The organism is Maritalea myrionectae DSM 19524 (genome assembly GCF_000423365.1).
Lineage (GTDB): Bacteria > Pseudomonadota > Alphaproteobacteria > Rhizobiales > Devosiaceae > Maritalea > Maritalea myrionectae.
The window spans coordinates 282,812-300,313 of record NZ_AUHV01000004.1; the positions used below are offsets into that span (position 1 = coordinate 282,812).

Consider the following 17,502-nt stretch of genomic DNA (forward strand, 5'->3'; position numbering starts at 1 on the left):
GGTTGATCTTGAGTATGATGAATTGCGCTAGTTGGCGGCGGCGATCTCTCACCTGATGCAATGGCTTTTCTTCGTGCACGAACAAAAACGGAGCTTGCGCAAGGCGCCATCCCGGATAAACTTTGCAAAGTTTTATTAGTTTGGAAAATTGAGATGTCTGGTGTTTCGCGCGTTTTGTCTTGGTTCGGTGTTTTTGCAGGCTTCGGCTTCCTGACGCTACAATTTATCATCACCATTCAGGCTCGGCTGGAACTGGGTGATAATCTGCTTGGTGCGTTATGGTTTTTGCTGACCTTTTTCACCGTTTTGAGCAATATCGGCGTATTGGCAGTGCACATCTCTGCGCGCTTTGACTGGTCGCATTTTGCGTGGTTTCGACGCGCTTATGTGCGCACCATGTTGGCCGCGCTGATCTTGATTGTGATGGTTGTTTATCATTTGGTGCTTGCCCCCTTGTGGCAGCCAGAAGGATTTTTCGCCATCGCCAATATCGGCCTGCACTATATAACACCTCTAATTTATCTTGCTTGGTGGGTGCTTTTCCGCCGTGAATACGCCGCAACCTTTGGTGATATTCCTGCTATGCTCCTTCCGCCCGTGCTGTATTTGATTTGGGCCATGGCGCGTGGCCTTGCGATTGGGGAATACCCCTACCCGTTTTTGGATATGGCAGAACTCGGATTTGGCCGCACCGCGCTGAATAGTGCTGCATTGTTTTTGTCCATCGGCCTGCTCTATAGCCTGTTTATTCTTTTAGAACGGCGATTGCCGCGGGCAAAATTACTTTAGCTCTGCATCCAAACTGTATAAGCTCAAGTTCAAGTGAACTGGAGCTTATTGATGATTGATATTGCCCAACTGTCTAAAAAGACGGGCCTGCCCGCCTCCAAGCTGCGTTATTATGACGAAATGGGGCTCATCCAGTCCGTTGGGCGGAAAGGATTGAAGCGCTTGTTTGATGCGGACGCTGAAATGCGGTTGTCACTTATTGCGTTGGGCCAGAACGCCGGGTTTTCGCTGGATGAAATAAAAGACATGTTCGGGGCGAAAGAAAGTGTGAAGATAGATCGCGGAAAGCTTCAACATAAAGCGGAACAATTGGATCGGAAAATTGAAAAGCTAAAGGCCATGCGAGACGGATTGCGTCATGCAGCGGAGTGTCCGCATGAAGACCATTTTCAATGCCTAACTTTTCAACGCCTTATGAAAGTGGCCAGTGCACCGCGGCACCAAACGCAGAGATCGGGACGGCAGTTATGATGGATAATCTCAATAATTCGAGCGGAATTGACGCCGCCTTGTTGGAATTTTGCCAAGCACTCGCCAACAAAAACCGACAGCGGATTCTGTTCGAAATCTTCACGGACAAGAGTGAACATAAAGTGGGCGAAATTGCCGAAAAGTCGGGTCTTGCCATTTCCACGGTCTCTGAGCATCTGACTCAGATGAAGAAAGCAGGCATTCTCACCTCGCGCCGTGCGGACAATGTTGTGTTCTATAAAGTCAATAAAGAAGGCATTTCGCAGTTTTTGCGCCATATTGAGACCTGGCTGACCTGCTGTTGAGTTTGGGTTGCAATTCATTCAAATATCTATTATTTCGTATTTTCCCGAAATTACGAAGAGTGTAGGTATGAGCAGGTTGTTTGTTGGCACTGTGGTGGTTCTTGCCGCCATCGTTTTTGGCACTTGGTCGCTTTATCTGGAGCCTAAGCTCACACTATTTTCTCCGGACCAACGCCTGCACCATTTCGCACATATGGAAAAAGTGTTTCCCAGTCGCACCATCAAGGCAGGTGACAATAGGCATGAGTGGACAGTTGCGTTGCGGGATATTGCGGCAAATTATCGGTTCGACGGCACGCAACGCCAGCGCGAAGAGTTTCTCACGCGCACCAACTCAACATCGCTGCTGGTGATCAAAGATGGCACGATTGTGCATGAGGAATATCGGCATGGATATGATCAGCAGAGCCGTGCAACCTCCTTCTCCGTCGCTAAATCCGTGGTCGCGACGCTGATGCAAATTGCGCGGCAGGAGGGCAAAATCGACAGCTTTGACGATCCGGTGGTGAAATATCTGCCGGAGATGGCCGAAAGCGGATTTGCCCGCGCCAGCCTTGAGCATGTGCTGAACATGTCTTCCGGCATCGCGTTTACCGAAATCTACGAAGATGAAAGCGCCGATAGCTACACCATATTCGAACGCCTGTTCCTGAAGTTCCAGCCGTTGAAAACGGTGACGGCCAACTATGGCAGCCAGAATGCGCCCGGTGAGACGTTTTACTATGCCAGCATCAACACACAGCTGTTGGCGCAGGTGCTGATGGCTGTTTATGAAAAAAGCCTCAGCGAGCTCGTTGAAACGAGGCTGTGGCAGCCGCTCGGCATGGGCAACGATGCGACATGGAACACCGACATTTACGGCACAGAGATTGGCTTTATGGCGCTTAACGCCACACCGCGCGACTTTGCCCGCTTTGGCTTGATGATCAGTCAGATGGGGCGCGTGGGCGATGCTCAAATCGTCGATGCCGATTGGATCGATCACATCCGGACCGCACCAGAACCCTATCTACAGCGCGGCCAAATCTATGATGCCTGGGGTTATCACCACCAATGGTGGCTGCCAGAAGGCCGCACCCAAGACTTTGCTGCCATCGGCATTTGGGGCCAAATGATCTATATCCACCCAGAAAAGCAACTCGTGATTGTTAAAACAGGCGCGGACCCTGGTTTCCATAACCATGAGATTGAAGCCATTGCGTTATTTCGGGCGATTGGGGAAGAACTGGCGGTGGAGTGATCTGGCAATAGAAAGTGTGAGCTGTCTTTATGTCAAATTAACTGGAATGCTTAGCAGCCCAATCACGGGCGTGCTGCAAAATTTCTGAATTGAGATCTCTTATTATTTGATCAAATCCAGCTTTTTTTTCGCACCAGTTCGATGGGGCCTTCCATAAGATCATCATAGCATAGGTAAAGATCAATCAAGTGCTCAATTCCATGTGAGTCACCCAAGCAATGTTCACTTTTAGAGTGAAAATCATATTCGAAATAAATTCTGTCGAATAAATCTACTAAGCCATCCAAAGGAGCAATTTTCTCGTTTGCAATATCTGTTAGCCGCAATTTAAGAATCTGCCCAAACACCCTGCTGCATCAAATCATCAAGGTAGCCCAAAACTATGCTTCTATCGATGTGATTGAAATACATCATCGCAGCTTCATAGCTTAATCGTGCTTCGATGATGCCTATATCGTTGTTTTTAGCCATCATAAAATTAAATCTACCGTCACATCGTACGGAGAAGCGTTGTTTCAAAGCCACAAAATTTCGGAAAAAGTAACATGGCGGGTGGGGAGGGATTCGAACCCCCGGAACGCTTGCACGCTCGCCGGTTTTCAAGACCGGTGCATTCAACCAGCTCTGCCACCCACCCGCAATGTGAGAGGTGATCTATCGCACCTTGCGGTCAGTTGCAAGGGCTTAAAGACCAATCTCTTCAAAATTTTACGGCAAAATAATTGTCGAGCCCGTAGTTTCTCGATTTTCCAAGGCGTTATGGGCTTTCGCAATGTCTTTCAGTGCAAATTTTTGCCCAATATTGACCTTCACAATATCCTTTTCAATCACGTCAAAAAGCGCGTTTGCGTTGTTGGTTAGCTTTTCATAGGTGCCTGTGTAGGCGGCAAGAATCGGCCGCACCACGTGTAGCGCGCCTTTGCGGGCCAAAATGCCGAGATCGGGGATCGAAACGGGTCCCGTTGCGTTGCCGTAGGACACCATCAGGCCATGGGGTTGAAGACAATCCAAACCACGTTCAAACGTGTCCTTGCCCAAAGAATCATAGACGACGCGCACGCCCTTCCCGTCAGTGGCTTCACGCACTTTTTCCACAAAGTCCTCTCTGGACGAGTTGATCACCACGTCACAGCCATTTGCTTTCGCGAGCGGCATCTTCTCATCAGAACCGACTGCGCCAATCACATGGCCGCCCAAATGCTTGCCCCATTGGCAAAGAATTGAGCCAACGCCGCCTGCGGCAGCCTGCACAAACATGGCATCACCCTTTTTCAACTCATAGGTGAGGAAAAGCAAATAATGCGCTGTCAAACCTTTTAAAAGTGACGCTGCGGCAACCTCATCTGAAATCGATTCTGGAATAGGCACCAGCTTTTCAGCAGGGATGATGCGATGTGTTGCGTATGAACCAATGGCCCCGCAATAGACCACACGATCTCCGGGCTTGACGTTGGTGACGCCCTCGCCCACCTGCTCGACCACGCCAGCGGCTTCCATGCCAGGCGTAAAGGGCAGTTCTGCCGGATAAAGCCCGGTACGGAAATAGACATCAATAAAGTTGAGGCCAATGGCGGTGTGGCGCAATTGCACCTCGCCCGCTCCCGGTGCCTCTAGTTCGAAATCCACTAGATTGAGTTTTTCGCTTCCACCTGTTTCGGCGACGACAACCTTTTGCATTTATGCTTCTCCCGCTTTTATTTTCTTTTTGCGAATGTTGATCAATATATTGATGCTTTCAACGCCTGTGGCGAACGCCATGGCAAAATAGATATAGCCCTTCGGAATGTGAAAGCCGAGGCCATCTGCCACCAGCGACATACCGATCAGCAGCAAGAAAGCCAGCGCCAGCATTTTGGTGGTGGGATGTTCGGCAATAAACTTCGAGATGGGGATCGAGCCGATATACATCACAAACATCGCGATGGTGACGGCCGCGACCATCACGGGCACATGCTGTGCCATGCCAATGGCGGTGACGATGGAATCAACCGAAAACACCATATCGATAATGATGATTTGGCCAATGATCGCCATGAATGTTGCCGACGCCCCGGCCTTTTTTAAGCTTTCGCCGCCCGGGTCTTCCACCGCGCCGTGAATTTCATGTGTGGCTTTGAACAAGAGGAACAAACCGCCCCCGATCAGAATCACATCGCGCCAGGACACCTCATGCGCGAAAATCGTGAACAGCGGTGCGGTCAATCCAATGATCCACGCCAGCAGCACCAGCATGACAATGCGCGCGACAAGCGCCAGCGCCAGCCCAAATTGGCGCGCTTTGTCGGCCTGTTCTTTGGGCAATCGAGACACCAGAACGGAAATAAAGACGATATTATCGATCCCGAGGATGATTTCCATCGCGGTCAGCGTGGCCAAACTTGCCCATATCGCTGGATCAGATATCCATTCCATTATGTGCTACCATCCAAATGTTCGTTGTGATGCTGAGAATAGATCAGGCAGGCAGAATGTCCATGGGCGAAATGCGACAATTTCACATTGGCCAATCGGTCGACAATCCTTCATACTTGCTTGAAATGATAGGATAAACGATGGCCGAATACGATATAGCACTTGTTGGTGGTGGATTGACAGGCGTGGCGCTGGCTGGGCTTTTGAAAGCGCGCGGCAAATCAGTGGTTCATTTTGCCCCCGCGATGGAAAAGGATTACCGCACCTCTGCCCTTATGATGCCAACGGTGGAATTTTTGGCGCAATCGGGGCTTTGTGAAGACCCGGACAGTTTGGGCTATCCCCTACGGCAGATCCGCATCATTGATGCCACACAACGGCTCTTGCGCAGCCCCGAAGCGCTGTTTGATTCCAAAGAAATCGGGCGTGAACAATTTGGCTATAATTTCCCCAATGCCGACCTTTTGGCGCATTTCCAACAAGTTGGAGAGGGCAAGGACGGGCATATTGATCAGATTGACGCGCGTGTCGGCCTGATTGAGCGAAAAGATGATCTATTTGTTATCACCGATTCCCATCAACAAGAGCATCACGCACGGTTACTGGTGGGCGCAGACGGCAAGAAATCGATGGTGCGCCAACATTTTGGCTTCGCCTATGATGAAGAACCGTTCGAGCAATCGGCATTGGTTTGCGACTTTGAGTTTGAGCGGTCAATTGGCGATTGTTCCATCGAATTTCATTATGAAAACGGTCCATTTACGCTGGTGCCTGCGCATAACAACAAAATCAATCTGGTCTGGCTGGACCGGCACAAGGTGCTCAACGACACGATGGGATTGAGCGATGATCAATTTGAACAGCTGTTGGCCGAAAAGGCGCATCACTTGTTTGGCCACGCCAAACTATTGAGCAAACGCTTTGTTTTCCCACTCACCAACATCCATATGCGCACGGCAGGCAAGGATGGGGTTGTGCTGGTGGGGGAAGCCGCCCATGCCTTTCCGCCGATTGGCGCGCAAGGTCTTAATTTGGGGCTGCGCGATGTGGAATCATTTATTGAGGCTTTGGACGAAGTGGCCCCCGCTGGCACACCAATAAGTGCGGCAGCCGCGCGCAAGATCAGCGATCGCTATGCCGCAAAACGCACAGCAGATTTGATCAAAACTAGCGGATTTGTGGACGGCCTGTTTAAGTCGCTCCTGTCGGACTTTTTGCCTGCACAAGCGCTGCGACTGTCCGGCCTTTGGGCGCTAAAAACAATGCAGCCCCTGCGTAAACTTGCCTTTAAAATAGGAATGGGGCGCTAAGAGCGCCCCAAAATCCAAATTCTCGATGTCCGTGAAACTCTAGTTTCCGGAATTTTCGGCTGGCTGATCACTGCCCTCACCTGATTTTTCCTTGCGCAATTCTTCAGCCACGCCTTGCAATTGTTGCTCAAGGGCATTTTGGCCAGAAGTTTGGGCTTGGAATTCGGCAGGTGTGAAATATGTGTCACCTTCATAGACGGCGGTGAAGCCAGAAAGGTTCACATCAACCACCAAATCTTTGTTGGCGCGGTTTTTCGCCGAAAGCTTCAACTTAGCGCCACGTTTCAGCGCACCAATGAAGGCTTCGTTGACAACCAACTGACCTGTGCACTTGGTCGGATCACATGTCACGAAGGGCATGCGGATTGGTTTGGTGTTGTCCACTTGCCACGTCAAACCGAAGGGCAACAAAACTGCCAATGGCATCTCCGCAATCGCGAGAAAGCGGTTTTCGCCAGAAGGATCGTCGCGCAATGTGAATGCGCCAATCTTGTTTCCGCCCTTGTAAACCACCTGGCGCACGATACACGCCAAATCGCCTGAGCTTAATTTGTCACACACTTTCAGCCAGTTATCTTCTGGCTTCCGCTCTTGTTGTTCCGCGTCTTGTGAAAACGCGCCGCCAGCTAGTGACATGGCCAACATGCCAGCTGCTGCAAGTTTTGCACCTGACTTCATAATATTGAGCATAACGCACCCTAATTGTTTCGCGAGCACGTGGATGGCTCGCGTTTTCAGTTCCACCCTATTGACGTTCTAAATCGGGCAATAACATGACAAAAGCTGCATTCATATAGGTTTTGTCTAAAATGGTTTCTGCCCGTGTGTAACGCCCCCGGTTCAAATCCCCGCCTATCCTTGCTCAGCCAGTTTGGCCAATTGCGACAAAATTCGCGCCGCACCTGTCAACTTTTTGTTGTTGTCAGGCCAGTTACGGGCAAAGACAAGCTTTTGATCCGGGCGCACTTTAGCTTTTTCTGCTGGATTTGCAATAAGTTGCACAAGTAAAGCTGGATTTGGAAACTCACCATTGCGCAAAGTGATCACAGCCCCTTTTGGTCCCGCGTCCACTTTTTCGACATTGGCGCGGCGGCAAAGGGATTTAACCAGCACGATTTTGAGCAGATGTTTGACCTCTTCCGGCAATGGGCCGAAGCGATCGATCAGCTCGGCACCAAAGGCGTCGATCTCCTGCGCCTCGGTCAAATCGCCCAAGCGTCTATAGAGCTGCATGCGCACTTGCAGGTCTGGCACATAGGCTTCAGGAATCATCACTGGCATGCCCAAAGAGATTTGAGGCGACCACTGGTCTTCCACCTCGTCCTCTTCGGCACCTGTCTTGAGCTGCGCCACGGCCTCTTCCAGCATGGCCTGATAAAGTTCAAAGCCAACTTCTTTGATGTGGCCCGATTGCTCTTCACCCAAAATATTACCTGCGCCGCGAATATCGAGGTCGTGGCTAGCCAATTGGAAGCCTGCGCCCAAACTATCGAGCGATTGCAAAACCGAAAGTCGCCGTGTGGCCGTATCCGTGAGCTTTTGATGCGCTGGCGTGGTGAACAAGGCGTAGGCGCGCACTTTTGACCGCCCAATCCGCCCGCGAATTTGGTGCAATTGCGATAAGCCAAAATTGTCGGCCCGGTGCACCACAAGCGTGTTGGCGGTGGGAATGTCCAGGCCCGATTCGACGATGGTGGTGGCGACAAGTATGTCAAACTTGCCATCGTAAAAGGCGTTCATTATGTCATCGAGTTCGCCGGGAGACATTTGGCCGTTTGCCACCACGTAGCTGACCTCAGGCACATGTTCGTCCAAGAAGCGGGCAATGTCTGCCTGATCCTTGATGCGAGGCACCACATAAAAGCTCTGGCCGCCGCGGTATTTCTCGCGCAACAAGGCTTCGCGGATCACCAAACTATCGAAGGGCATCACGAATGACCGGACAGACAAGCGATCAATTGGCGGTGTCGCCAAAATTGAAAGATCGCGCACGCCGGTGAGTGCCATCTGCAGGGTGCGGGGAATCGGCGTTGCCGACAGGGTCAGCACGTGTACGCTCGACTTCAGCTCTTTCAGGCGTTCTTTGTGCCCGACACCAAAATGCTGCTCTTCGTCAATCACCAACATGCCAAGGTCGTGGAATTTGATGCTTTTGCCCAACAATGCGTGGGTGCCGATGACGATATCAACGTCACCGCTGGCGATCCCCTCTTTGGTGGCTTTCAGCTCTTTGGCAGAAACCAAGCGCGATGCTTGGCGGACACGCACGGGCAAATCGGCAAACCGTTCTTTGAAGGTCTTATAGTGCTGCCGCGCCAATAGTGTCGTCGGCACAACCACCGCGACTTGCTTGCCAGTCATGGCAACGGCGAATGCCGCGCGCAGAGCAACTTCTGTTTTGCCAAAGCCCACATCGCCGCAGACCAACCGGTCCATGGCGCGACCACTGGTCAAATCTTCAAACACAGAATCAATGGCATTGAGCTGATCGTCGGTTTCCTCAAACGGAAAGCGAGCGCAAAACTCTTCATAAAGACCCGTCGTGGGCTCGATGACATCGCCTTTGGTGAGTTCTCGTGCGGCGGCGACTTTAATCAGCTGCTCGGCCATTTCGCGAATGCGTTGCTTGAGTTTTGATTTCTTGGCCTGCCACGCGACGCCACCCAATTTGTCGAGCACGCCAGCGCCACCTTCAGAGCCATAGCGCGACAGCAACTCGATGTTTTCGACCGGCAGATATAGGCGGTCGCCCTTGGCATATTCGATTTCTACGCAATCGTGCGGCGCGCCTGTCACTTCGATGGCTTTCAACCCGACGAAGCGACCAATCCCATGATCCACATGCACCACCAAATCGCCAGCGGCCAAACCGCTGGCCTCTGTGATCGCTTCGGCCCCTTTTTTGCGCTTGCGGGACCGGATAATGCGTTCGCCCAAAATATCCTGCTCGGACAGCACATAATGGTTTTTGGTTTCAAAACCCGATTCAAGGCCCAGCACGATGAGGCCAATGGCATTTTTGCTTAAGTCTTCAGCCTGCTGCCAGAATTGGATCAGCTTGAGATTTTCATGCTCGTGATCTTTGAGCACTTGCGCCATGCGGTCACGCGTACCCTCGCTCCAACAGGCGATTACGGCACGCTTGCCTTCGGCCTGCTTGGCCTTGATGCGATGTAAAACCGCCTCAAACACATTGGTGTCTTTGGCTTGTCGCTCTTGCGAGAAGTTGGCAACTAACTGTCCATCAAGAGAGGTGATTTCAGCGTCGGGTCGTTCAAGCGTTTGAAATGGCGTGACCTGATAAAGCTTGGTCCCCAGCCATTCGGTCGTGTCCGTTTGCAAATCGTACAACAAATCCGGTGGCAGAGGCTTGTACGGCGCGCCGCCCGTTTGCGGTTCGCTGAGCGCTTCATGGCGGGCTTCATAGTAATCGGCGACTTGCACCATGCGTTCAGCAATGGATTGGCTGACCTGATCATCCAATATCCATGTCGCCTCGCCAGTGAAATCGCGCAAATTGCCCATTTCGCTATAAAAGAAGGGCAACCAATGCTCCATGCCCGCAAAACGTTGTCCGGCGCTGATCGCCGCATAAAGCGGATCGTTTGCCGTGTCGCCGCCGAACTGGCGGGTATAGGCCCGGCGAAAGTTGGAAATGGCCTCGGGTGTGAGCACAACTTCACTCATCGGGACCAGTGCTGCTGAACGCTGCTGCGCTAATGTGCGCTGGGTTTCAGGATCGAAGGTGCGAATGGTTTCAAGCGCTGCGCCAAAAAAGTCAAAGCGCAAGGGCGCCTCTGCCCCCGCAGGATAAAGATCGACCAAGCCACCGCGCACGGCAAACTCGCCCTGTTCGCGTACAGTTGGCACCCGCAAATAGCCATTGACGTTTGCCCATTCGATCAGTTTTTCGGTGCCGATATTTTCGCCAACTTTGAAGAACAAGGCGAATTGATTGATCAATGATGGCGGAACAGTTTTCTGTACGATCGCATTGACCGTGGTCACCACGACTTTGCCGCCATTTTTACCTGGCGCTAGTTGCGCAAGGGCGGTCATTCGTTCCGCCAAGACTGCTGCGTTGGGGGAAACGCGGTCATAAGGCAAGCAATCCCACGCAGGAAACAGCAACACCTCATGGTTGGGGCAAAGATGGCGCAAATGATCGGCCATTTTTTGCATGCGTCGCCCATCGCGTGCGACAAAAACGGTGGCTGGGTCGTTCGGCGCCGCTACCTGCAAGGCTTCAAGCTGTTGACTCACAACAATGGGTTGCATGCCATCGGGCACGCCGCAAAGATATTTGCTGGGTGTCAGGCTGAAGCTGTCGCTGTGATCGGCCATAAGTTAGGCTCCCGAACCAACCTTTTCGCGCTGGTAGGCGATGATCATGTCCAGCAATTCACTATCCTGGCACTGCGTTGTGCCAGGTTGCCCAATGATCCATTGATAAAGATCCGCATCGGTTTCGTTCATCAAAATTTCCAACCGATCAAGCATAGAAGAATCAAAATCTGCAACGCGCGCGTCAACAAACCCACCCAGAATAATATCCATTTCTTGCGTGCCGCGATGGTGGGCACGATATTTGATGCGCTTGATGCGATCCGTGTTGGCTTGGTCGGTCGTGCTGCTCATTGCATCACCTTGTCGGAACGAATAGAAAAATGAACGCCTTCAATACGATCAATCATTGGATTTGTCAGCATCCAGATTGATTTTTTTGCATGTATAGGCTGATGTGGACGCACTTGTTCTCATTTGTGAACAAATATGGAAGGAAAATGGGTGGCCCGGCCGCAACAACTCAACCCGCTTTTTGCATCGGTCAAAAAACTCAAGGGAATCGGTCCGCAGTTGGCGCAGACTATGGCGCGCTTTTTTGGTGCGCCCGAGGGGCAAGATGCCATTTTACTGGACTTGCTGATGCATATGCCGGCAGGCATTGTCGATCGCCGACATCAGCCGGGCGCAGCCTTCGCGCAGCCGGGGGCGATTTCGACATTTTTGCTGACCATTGATCAGCACCAACCGCCGCCGCGGGGCAATAAGCGCCTGCCCTATCGCATCATCGCCCATGACGACACTGGCGAGATCATGCTCACTTATTTTGCCGGACGTGCCGCATGGCTGGAGAAACTCTTGCCAGAAGGTGAGCAACGCTACGTGTCTGGCATGGTGACGGCCTTTCAGGGGCAAAAGCAGATCAACCATCCGGATTTTGTGGTCAAGCCCCATCAATTTGATCAGATGCCGCTGGTTGAGCCGGTTTATCCGCTCACTCAGGGTTTGAGCGCCAAAAAACTGCAAACCGCAGTGAAAGACACATTGACCGCCCTGCCCGATTTGGCTGAATGGGTGCCAACAAATCGGCTCACATTAAATGGATGGCCCAGCTTTGCCGATGCGATGCGCCAAACGCATGCCCCAACCACGCCGGGCGATGCGGCCCTAGATGGCGCTGCGCGGGCGCGGTTGGCTTATGATGAATATTTGGCAGGGCAACTGACGCTACAAATTGTGCGCTCCACCATGACCCGCGAGACGGGTATCGCCCGCGAATTTAGCGGTGCTTTGGCGGACAAGGTGCGGGCGGCCCTGCCCTTCAGCCTTACGCCTGGCCAAGAAGCAGCGCTGGATGACATTTATGTCGATCTGCGTCATCGCAGAAAAATGGCGCGATTGATCCAAGGTGACGTGGGTGCGGGCAAAACCGTTGTTGCCCTGATGGCGATGGCGGCCATGGCGGAAAGCGGGGCTCAAAGCGCCTTGATGGCCCCGACCGAAATTTTGGCCACGCAGCACTTCCACTCCATTTCGAAGATTTGCGATCAGGTCGGGCTTAAAGTGGCGCTTTTGACCGGAAAGATGCCGCAGGGCCAACGGCGGTCGATCCAAGAAAAGATTGCTGCGGGAGAAATCGATATTGTTATTGGCACTCACGCCCTGTTCCAATCGAGTGTTGAATTTGCTCATTTGGGCTTAACGGTGGTCGATGAACAGCATCGATTTGGCGTGCACCAACGCTTGGCGCTTTCGGACAAGGGACGCAAGACCGAACTGTTGGTCATGACCGCAACGCCGATCCCGCGCACGCTGGTTTTGACCCACTTTGGCGATATGGATGTGAGCCTGCTCACGGACAAGCCGAAGGGGCGACAGCCCATTGATACGGCCATTCTTTCAGAGAAAGACTATGATCGGGTGGTCTCCCGGCTCGGCCAGCGGATGGCTGATGGGATACAAGCCTTTTGGGTGTGTCCTTTGGTGGAGGAATCCGAACACCTCAACGCCACTTCAGCGGAAGACCGGTTTAAAGCGCTGGACCAAGCCTTCCCTGGGCGCGTTGGGCTGGTGCATGGTCGCATGGCCGCCGCGGATAAACAGGCTGTGATGGAGCGGTTTGCCGCAGGTGATTTGCAGATATTGGTGGCGACGACGGTAATTGAAGTGGGTGTTGATGTACCCAATGCCACCATCATGATTATTGAACATGCCGAACGGTTCGGCCTATCACAATTGCATCAGCTCCGCGGTCGTGTGGGCCGTGGCAGCAAAAAATCGGCCTGCCTGCTGTTGCATGGTGAGAATTTGAGCGAAATCGCGCAAAAGCGGCTGGAAACCATCAAAGAAACCGAAGATGGCTTTAAAATCGCCGAGCGCGATTTGGAATTGCGCGGCGAAGGCGATTTGATGGGCACGCGCCAATCCGGCATGCCGGGCTATCGCATAGCGATTCCGGATTTCCATCGTGACTTGCTGGATATGGCCCATGAAGATGCCTCGAATATCATCGAAGCCAACCCGGGTTTAACGGGTCCGCAGGGCGACGCTGTGCGGGCATTGCTTTATCTATTTAGAAAAGACTTGGCGATTCCACTGCTCAAGGCGGGCTAGGTTAGCTCGCCTTGGTGTTTTCCTCGCGCACTGTTTCTTCGGCCTCTTCCGCCAATTCAGCCATCTTGGCCTGATATTCTGGAGACACAAGGCCAGCAGAGATCACCAGCTTTGCGCCATCTTCAACTGACATATCCAAGACATTGATGTCTTTGCGCGGCACGAACAGCAAGAAGCCAGAGGTGGGGTTAGGCGTTGTCGGCAAGAACACACTAATAATGTCTTCGCCATCGACTTTGTCGGCCACCTCGCCCTTGGCGGTGGTGGAAATGAATACCAATGCCCACAAGCCGGGACGCGGGTATTGAATCAGGCCGACTTGCTTGAAGTTTGAGTGGCTTTGGCTGACAACGGTTTCGAAGATTTGTTTAAGGCCGCGATAAAGAATCGAGACAAACGGCATGCGGTGCAAAATGCTTTCGCCAAACTGCACCAGCGTCCGACCAACCAGGTTGGCAGTTAAAAAGCCGAGAAGCACAATGGCAATAAATGCAATGACCAGCCCAAAGCCAGGTATCGCGACGGGCAAATAGGTGTCAGGGTTATATTGCGGCGGGATCAACGGTTTGACGAAATCATCGACAATGCGAATGATCGACCAAGTGATATACATGGTCAGCCCGATGGGCGCCGCAATCACCAGACCGGTCAAAAAATAGTTTGTTAATCTGCGGGCAGGCTTTGGATGATGGCCATGATCCGCGTGATCGTCACTATGCTTTTTATCATTCTTATCGTTCATCATAGAAACCTATATAGACCGTCGAATCCGCAATACAACGGCTTTAGCGCATTTTGTGGCGTTTACGAAGTGCTGTCATCACTCAACCGTCACCGATTTGGCAAGATTTCGGGGCTGATCCACGTCCGTCCCCATAAATACGGCTGTGTAATAGGCCAGTAATTGTACCGGAATTGCGCAGATAATTGGCATCACAAATTCGTGGGCATCGGGCACAATAATGATTTCGTCGACGTCGTCACCAACGGATTTTGCGCCAGCTTCGTCGGTGATGAGAATAATCTTGCCGCCCCGTGCCGCAACTTCATGCATGTTGGAAATGGTTTTGTCGAACAAATCATCCGACGGCGCCACTACAACAACAGGCAGTGTTTCGTCAATGAGCGCAATTGGACCGTGTTTCAACTCACCCGAAGCATAGCCCTCGGCATGAATATAGGTGATCTCTTTCAGCTTTAGAGCACCTTCCATGGCGATGGGGAATAACGATCCACGGCCAAGATAAAGCACATCTTTGGCCTTTGACAATTTATGGCTGATTTGATCAATTTTTTCTTCTGAACCAAGCGCCTTGGTGATCGCACCGGGCAATTTGGCCAGCATATCGACAAGCTCAAACTCTTGAGCCTCAGAAATATGGCCGCGCTGGCGACCAGCCGCAATTGCCAAAGACGCCAACACCGACAATTGCGCTGTTGTGGCTTTGGTTGAGGCCACGGAAATTTCAGGGCCGCACAAGATGGGGAATACAATATCGCTTTCACGGGCAATAGTGCTTTCCTGCGCGTTGACGATGGAGGCGATGTGCTGACCATTTTCCTTGCAATAGCGCAAAGCAGCCAGCGTATCCGCTGTCTCACCAGACTGCGAAATAAACAGCGCTAAACCGCCAGCATCCATTGGCGGTTCGCGATAACGAAACTCGGACGCCACATCAACTTCCACGGGCAAACGTGCATATTTTTCAAACCAATATTTTGCCACTAGGCCCGCATAATAGGCCGTGCCACAGGCTGAAATGGTCAAACGGTTGAGCGACTTGAAATCAAAAGGCAGCTTGCTTGGCAGCTTCACTTTGCCGTTGGCCAAATCCAAATAGTGCGACGCCGTGTGGGAAATCGCATCGGGCTGCTCATAGATTTCTTTGAGCATAAAGTGCCTATGATTGCCTTTATCCACCATGCTCACGCCCAATTGCGTTTGCGCCATGGCCCGTTCCACCGGTTGCCCTTCACGATCAAAGATACGCGCGTCATCTTTGGTGATGGCAACCCAGTCGCCTTCTTCCAAATAAGTGACTTTGTTGGTGAAAGGCGCAATGGCAATGGCATCGGACCCGAGGATCATCTCGTTTTCGCCGTGGCCGACAGCTAGTGGTGCGCCTTGGCGTGCACCAACAATCAGATTGTCTTCGCCTTTGAACATCATGGCGAGGGCAAATGCCCCCTCGAGCCGCTTGATCACACTGGCTGCCGCATCGAATGGTGCCATGCCGCGATCGAGTTCGCGGGTGACCATCAGCGCTACGATTTCGGTGTCGGTTTCAGAAACCGGCTTATACCCGTCCTTATCCAACTCCGTTTTCAGTTCACGGAAATTTTCAATGATGCCATTGTGCACAATCGCCACGCGATTTGTGGTGTGGGGGTGGGCATTTGCTTCGGTCGGCGCGCCATGAGTTGCCCAGCGTGTGTGGCCGATGCCAATCGTGCCATCCAACGGTTCGGCTGCCAAACGTTCGCGCAAATTGGTCAATTTGCCCGGGGCACGGCGGCGGTCGATCCTGCCATCTACTGACGTTGCCAGGCCAGCGCTGTCATAACCACGATATTCAAGCCGTTTTAGCGCATCTACAATCCGATCAGCGACTGGTGTCGTGCTGACAATCCCTACAATCCCACACATATAGTTTTCCTAATTCTTGTCTTCCCACCGCGCTCGAATGCGGGCGGCATAGTTTTCTTTATTGACCTGGCGCGCACGACCGATCGCCAAGGCATCTTTTTCCACATTCTCAGTCACCACAGAACCGGACGCTACATAGGCACCATCAGCAATGGTGACCGGCGCCACCAGGGCGCTATTCGAGCCGATAAAGGCATTATCGCCGATTTCGGTGACAAATTTGTTTTTCCCGTCATAGTTGCAGGTAATGGTGCCTGCGCCAATGTTGGTTGCTTTGCCCACTTTGGCATCACCAATATAGCTGAGATGGTTGAGCTTTGCGCCCTCGCCGATTTCAGCTTTTTTGGTTTCAACAAAATTGCCGACCTTTACGCCAGCCGCCAGATTAGTGCCTGGCCGCAAACGGGCATATGGTCCAATTTGCCCCGCTGGCCCCACATGCGCGCCCTCTAAATGAGAAAACGCTTGAATATGAGCACCTTTTTCTATGCTCACGCCTGGCCCGAACACCACATTGGGTTCAACAATCACGTCTTTTTCAATTTGCGTATCATAGCTGAAAAACACTGTCTCCGGCGCAACAAGTGTAACCCCCTCTTTCATAAAGCGGGCACGGCGCGCTTGTTGGAAAATGCGTTCAGCCTCGGCCAGTTGGCCACGATCATTGATGCCGAGCACCGTCACAAAAGGACATTCGACGCTGCGCACTTTAAGGCCCTTGGCATTTGCAATCTCAATCGCATCCGTGAGCAAGAATTCACCTTGCACATTATCATTTTTGATCTCATCAATGACTGTGCGCAGACATTCGGCCTTAAAACCAATAATGCCGGAGTTGCAGAATTTAATTTTGCGCTCTGATGGGGTGGCGTCTTTCTCCTCCCGGATGGCCTTTACTTGACCATGTTCAACCAAGATTCGGCCATATCCAAACGGTTCAGGCGTTTGAAACCCGACAACGGTTAAATCTGCGCCAGCATTTAGCGAGGCAATGGCATCTTCAATCACGTCAGGTGAAACAAGCGGGGCATCGGCCAACAGCACAATGACGTTGCCTTGGAAATCTTGCCACGCCTCACGCGCCGCCATGACCGCATGGCCAGTGCCCAATCGTTCCGCCTGTATCGATGAGGTTATGTGGCTATCCACAGATTTGGCATAATCGCGCACATGATCATGATTGGGGCCGACAACCACATGGCGGACCGTCGCGCCTGCCGCAGCGCAAGCAGCCAAAACATGCCCAATCATGGGCCGCCCACCAACTTTGTGCAGCACTTTTGGCGTTTCCGATTTCATGCGCGTGCCTTCGCCTGCGCCCAAAACAATCGTCAAAATATCGGTCATAAAAGCCTGATCCCCACCCCTTTTAAACACTTCAATTGGGCATATGCCACGAATGTGTTGGCAAAATGGTAAATTATGTCAGCA

General features: G+C 52.1%; 15 protein-coding genes and 1 tRNA gene. 6 read left to right on the forward strand and 10 right to left on the reverse strand.

All coding sequences use genetic code 11. The features are described 5' to 3' along the window. Nucleotides 1-153 precede the first annotated feature (153 nt). The 4 genes from G549_RS20235 (at nucleotide 154) to G549_RS0112715 (ending at nucleotide 2,805) form a co-directional block, all read left to right on the forward strand. Nucleotides 154-789: a Pr6Pr family membrane protein gene (locus tag G549_RS20235; protein ID WP_156905553.1), complete on the forward strand. Its 636-nt coding sequence runs from the start codon at nucleotides 154-156 to the stop codon at nucleotides 787-789. A gap of 51 nt (nucleotides 790-840) precedes the next feature. Then, the gene (locus tag G549_RS0112705; RefSeq protein ID WP_027835345.1) at nucleotides 841-1,260 is read left to right on the forward strand and encodes a helix-turn-helix domain-containing protein; all 420 of its coding nucleotides are present in this window, start codon (nucleotides 841-843) and stop codon (nucleotides 1,258-1,260) included. Beyond that, nucleotides 1,257-1,565 (forward strand): ArsR/SmtB family transcription factor, encoded by a 309-nt coding sequence (locus G549_RS20240; RefSeq protein WP_169449649.1) that lies wholly within the window; start codon nucleotides 1,257-1,259, stop codon nucleotides 1,563-1,565. Before G549_RS0112705 ends, G549_RS20240 begins: the two co-directional genes overlap by 4 nt. A gap of 67 nt (nucleotides 1,566-1,632) precedes the next feature. Beyond that, nucleotides 1,633-2,805, forward strand: coding sequence for a serine hydrolase domain-containing protein (locus tag G549_RS0112715; protein ID WP_027835346.1), 1,173 nt, complete (start codon nucleotides 1,633-1,635; stop codon nucleotides 2,803-2,805). Between the two features lie 327 nt (nucleotides 2,806-3,132). On the opposite strand, the gene G549_RS21840 is transcribed toward G549_RS0112715, so the two are convergent. The 4 genes from G549_RS21840 to G549_RS0112740 form a co-directional block, all read right to left on the reverse strand. Continuing rightward, on the reverse strand, nucleotides 3,133-3,330 hold the full coding sequence (locus G549_RS21840) for a hypothetical protein (RefSeq protein ID WP_169449650.1): 198 nt from the start codon (nucleotides 3,328-3,330) through the stop codon (nucleotides 3,133-3,135). 21 nt (nucleotides 3,331-3,351) lie between these two features. Beyond that, a tRNA-Ser gene (locus G549_RS0112730) sits at nucleotides 3,352-3,442 on the reverse strand. Between the two features lie 71 nt (nucleotides 3,443-3,513). After that, entirely contained in the window at nucleotides 3,514-4,482 is a 969-nt protein-coding gene (locus G549_RS0112735) for a quinone oxidoreductase family protein (protein ID WP_027835348.1), read from the reverse strand. Then, nucleotides 4,483-5,220 carry a TerC family protein gene (locus tag G549_RS0112740; RefSeq protein ID WP_027835349.1) on the reverse strand — a complete coding sequence of 246 codons (738 nt, stop codon included), beginning with the start codon at nucleotides 5,218-5,220 and terminating at the stop codon, nucleotides 4,483-4,485. Between the two features lie 137 nt (nucleotides 5,221-5,357). On the opposite strand from G549_RS0112740, the gene G549_RS21465 reads away from it, so the two are divergent. Continuing rightward, complete coding sequence (locus G549_RS21465; RefSeq protein ID WP_051213779.1) at nucleotides 5,358-6,527, forward strand: FAD-dependent monooxygenase; 1,170 nt, start codon at nucleotides 5,358-5,360, stop codon at nucleotides 6,525-6,527. Between the two features lie 39 nt (nucleotides 6,528-6,566). Here the strand turns inward: G549_RS21465 and G549_RS0112750 are convergent, their stop codons facing one another. The 3 genes from G549_RS0112750 to G549_RS0112760 form a co-directional block, all read right to left on the reverse strand. Continuing rightward, nucleotides 6,567-7,217: an invasion associated locus B family protein gene (locus G549_RS0112750; protein WP_027835350.1), complete on the reverse strand. Its 651-nt coding sequence runs from the start codon at nucleotides 7,215-7,217 to the stop codon at nucleotides 6,567-6,569. Nucleotides 7,218-7,379: 162 nt separating this feature from the next. Further along, nucleotides 7,380-10,871 (reverse strand): transcription-repair coupling factor, encoded by a 3,492-nt coding sequence (gene mfd / locus G549_RS0112755; RefSeq protein WP_027835351.1) that lies wholly within the window; start codon nucleotides 10,869-10,871, stop codon nucleotides 7,380-7,382. A 3-nt stretch (nucleotides 10,872-10,874) separates the two neighbouring features. Beyond that, nucleotides 10,875-11,165, reverse strand: a complete 291-nt coding sequence (locus G549_RS0112760) for an FAD assembly factor SdhE (RefSeq protein WP_027835352.1) — start codon at nucleotides 11,163-11,165, stop codon at nucleotides 10,875-10,877. A 135-nt stretch (nucleotides 11,166-11,300) separates the two neighbouring features. Between G549_RS0112760 and recG the strand changes: the two genes are divergently transcribed. Continuing rightward, entirely contained in the window at nucleotides 11,301-13,424 is a 2,124-nt protein-coding gene (gene recG / locus G549_RS0112770; RefSeq protein WP_036222601.1) for an ATP-dependent DNA helicase RecG, read from the forward strand. Between the two features lies 1 nt (nucleotide 13,425). Here recG and G549_RS0112775 read toward each other — a convergent pair whose 3' ends face one another. From G549_RS0112775 to glmU, 3 genes are all read right to left on the reverse strand, one after another. Beyond that, nucleotides 13,426-14,166, reverse strand: a complete 741-nt coding sequence (locus tag G549_RS0112775) for a DUF502 domain-containing protein (protein ID WP_084634188.1) — start codon at nucleotides 14,164-14,166, stop codon at nucleotides 13,426-13,428. 78 nt (nucleotides 14,167-14,244) lie between these two features. Then, the gene (gene glmS / locus G549_RS0112780) at nucleotides 14,245-16,071 is read right to left on the reverse strand and encodes a glutamine--fructose-6-phosphate transaminase (isomerizing) (RefSeq protein ID WP_027835355.1); all 1,827 of its coding nucleotides are present in this window, start codon (nucleotides 16,069-16,071) and stop codon (nucleotides 14,245-14,247) included. Between the two features lie 9 nt (nucleotides 16,072-16,080). Then, nucleotides 16,081-17,418, reverse strand: a complete 1,338-nt coding sequence (glmU, locus tag G549_RS0112785) for a bifunctional UDP-N-acetylglucosamine diphosphorylase/glucosamine-1-phosphate N-acetyltransferase GlmU (RefSeq protein WP_027835356.1) — start codon at nucleotides 17,416-17,418, stop codon at nucleotides 16,081-16,083. Nucleotides 17,419-17,502 lie beyond the last annotated feature (84 nt).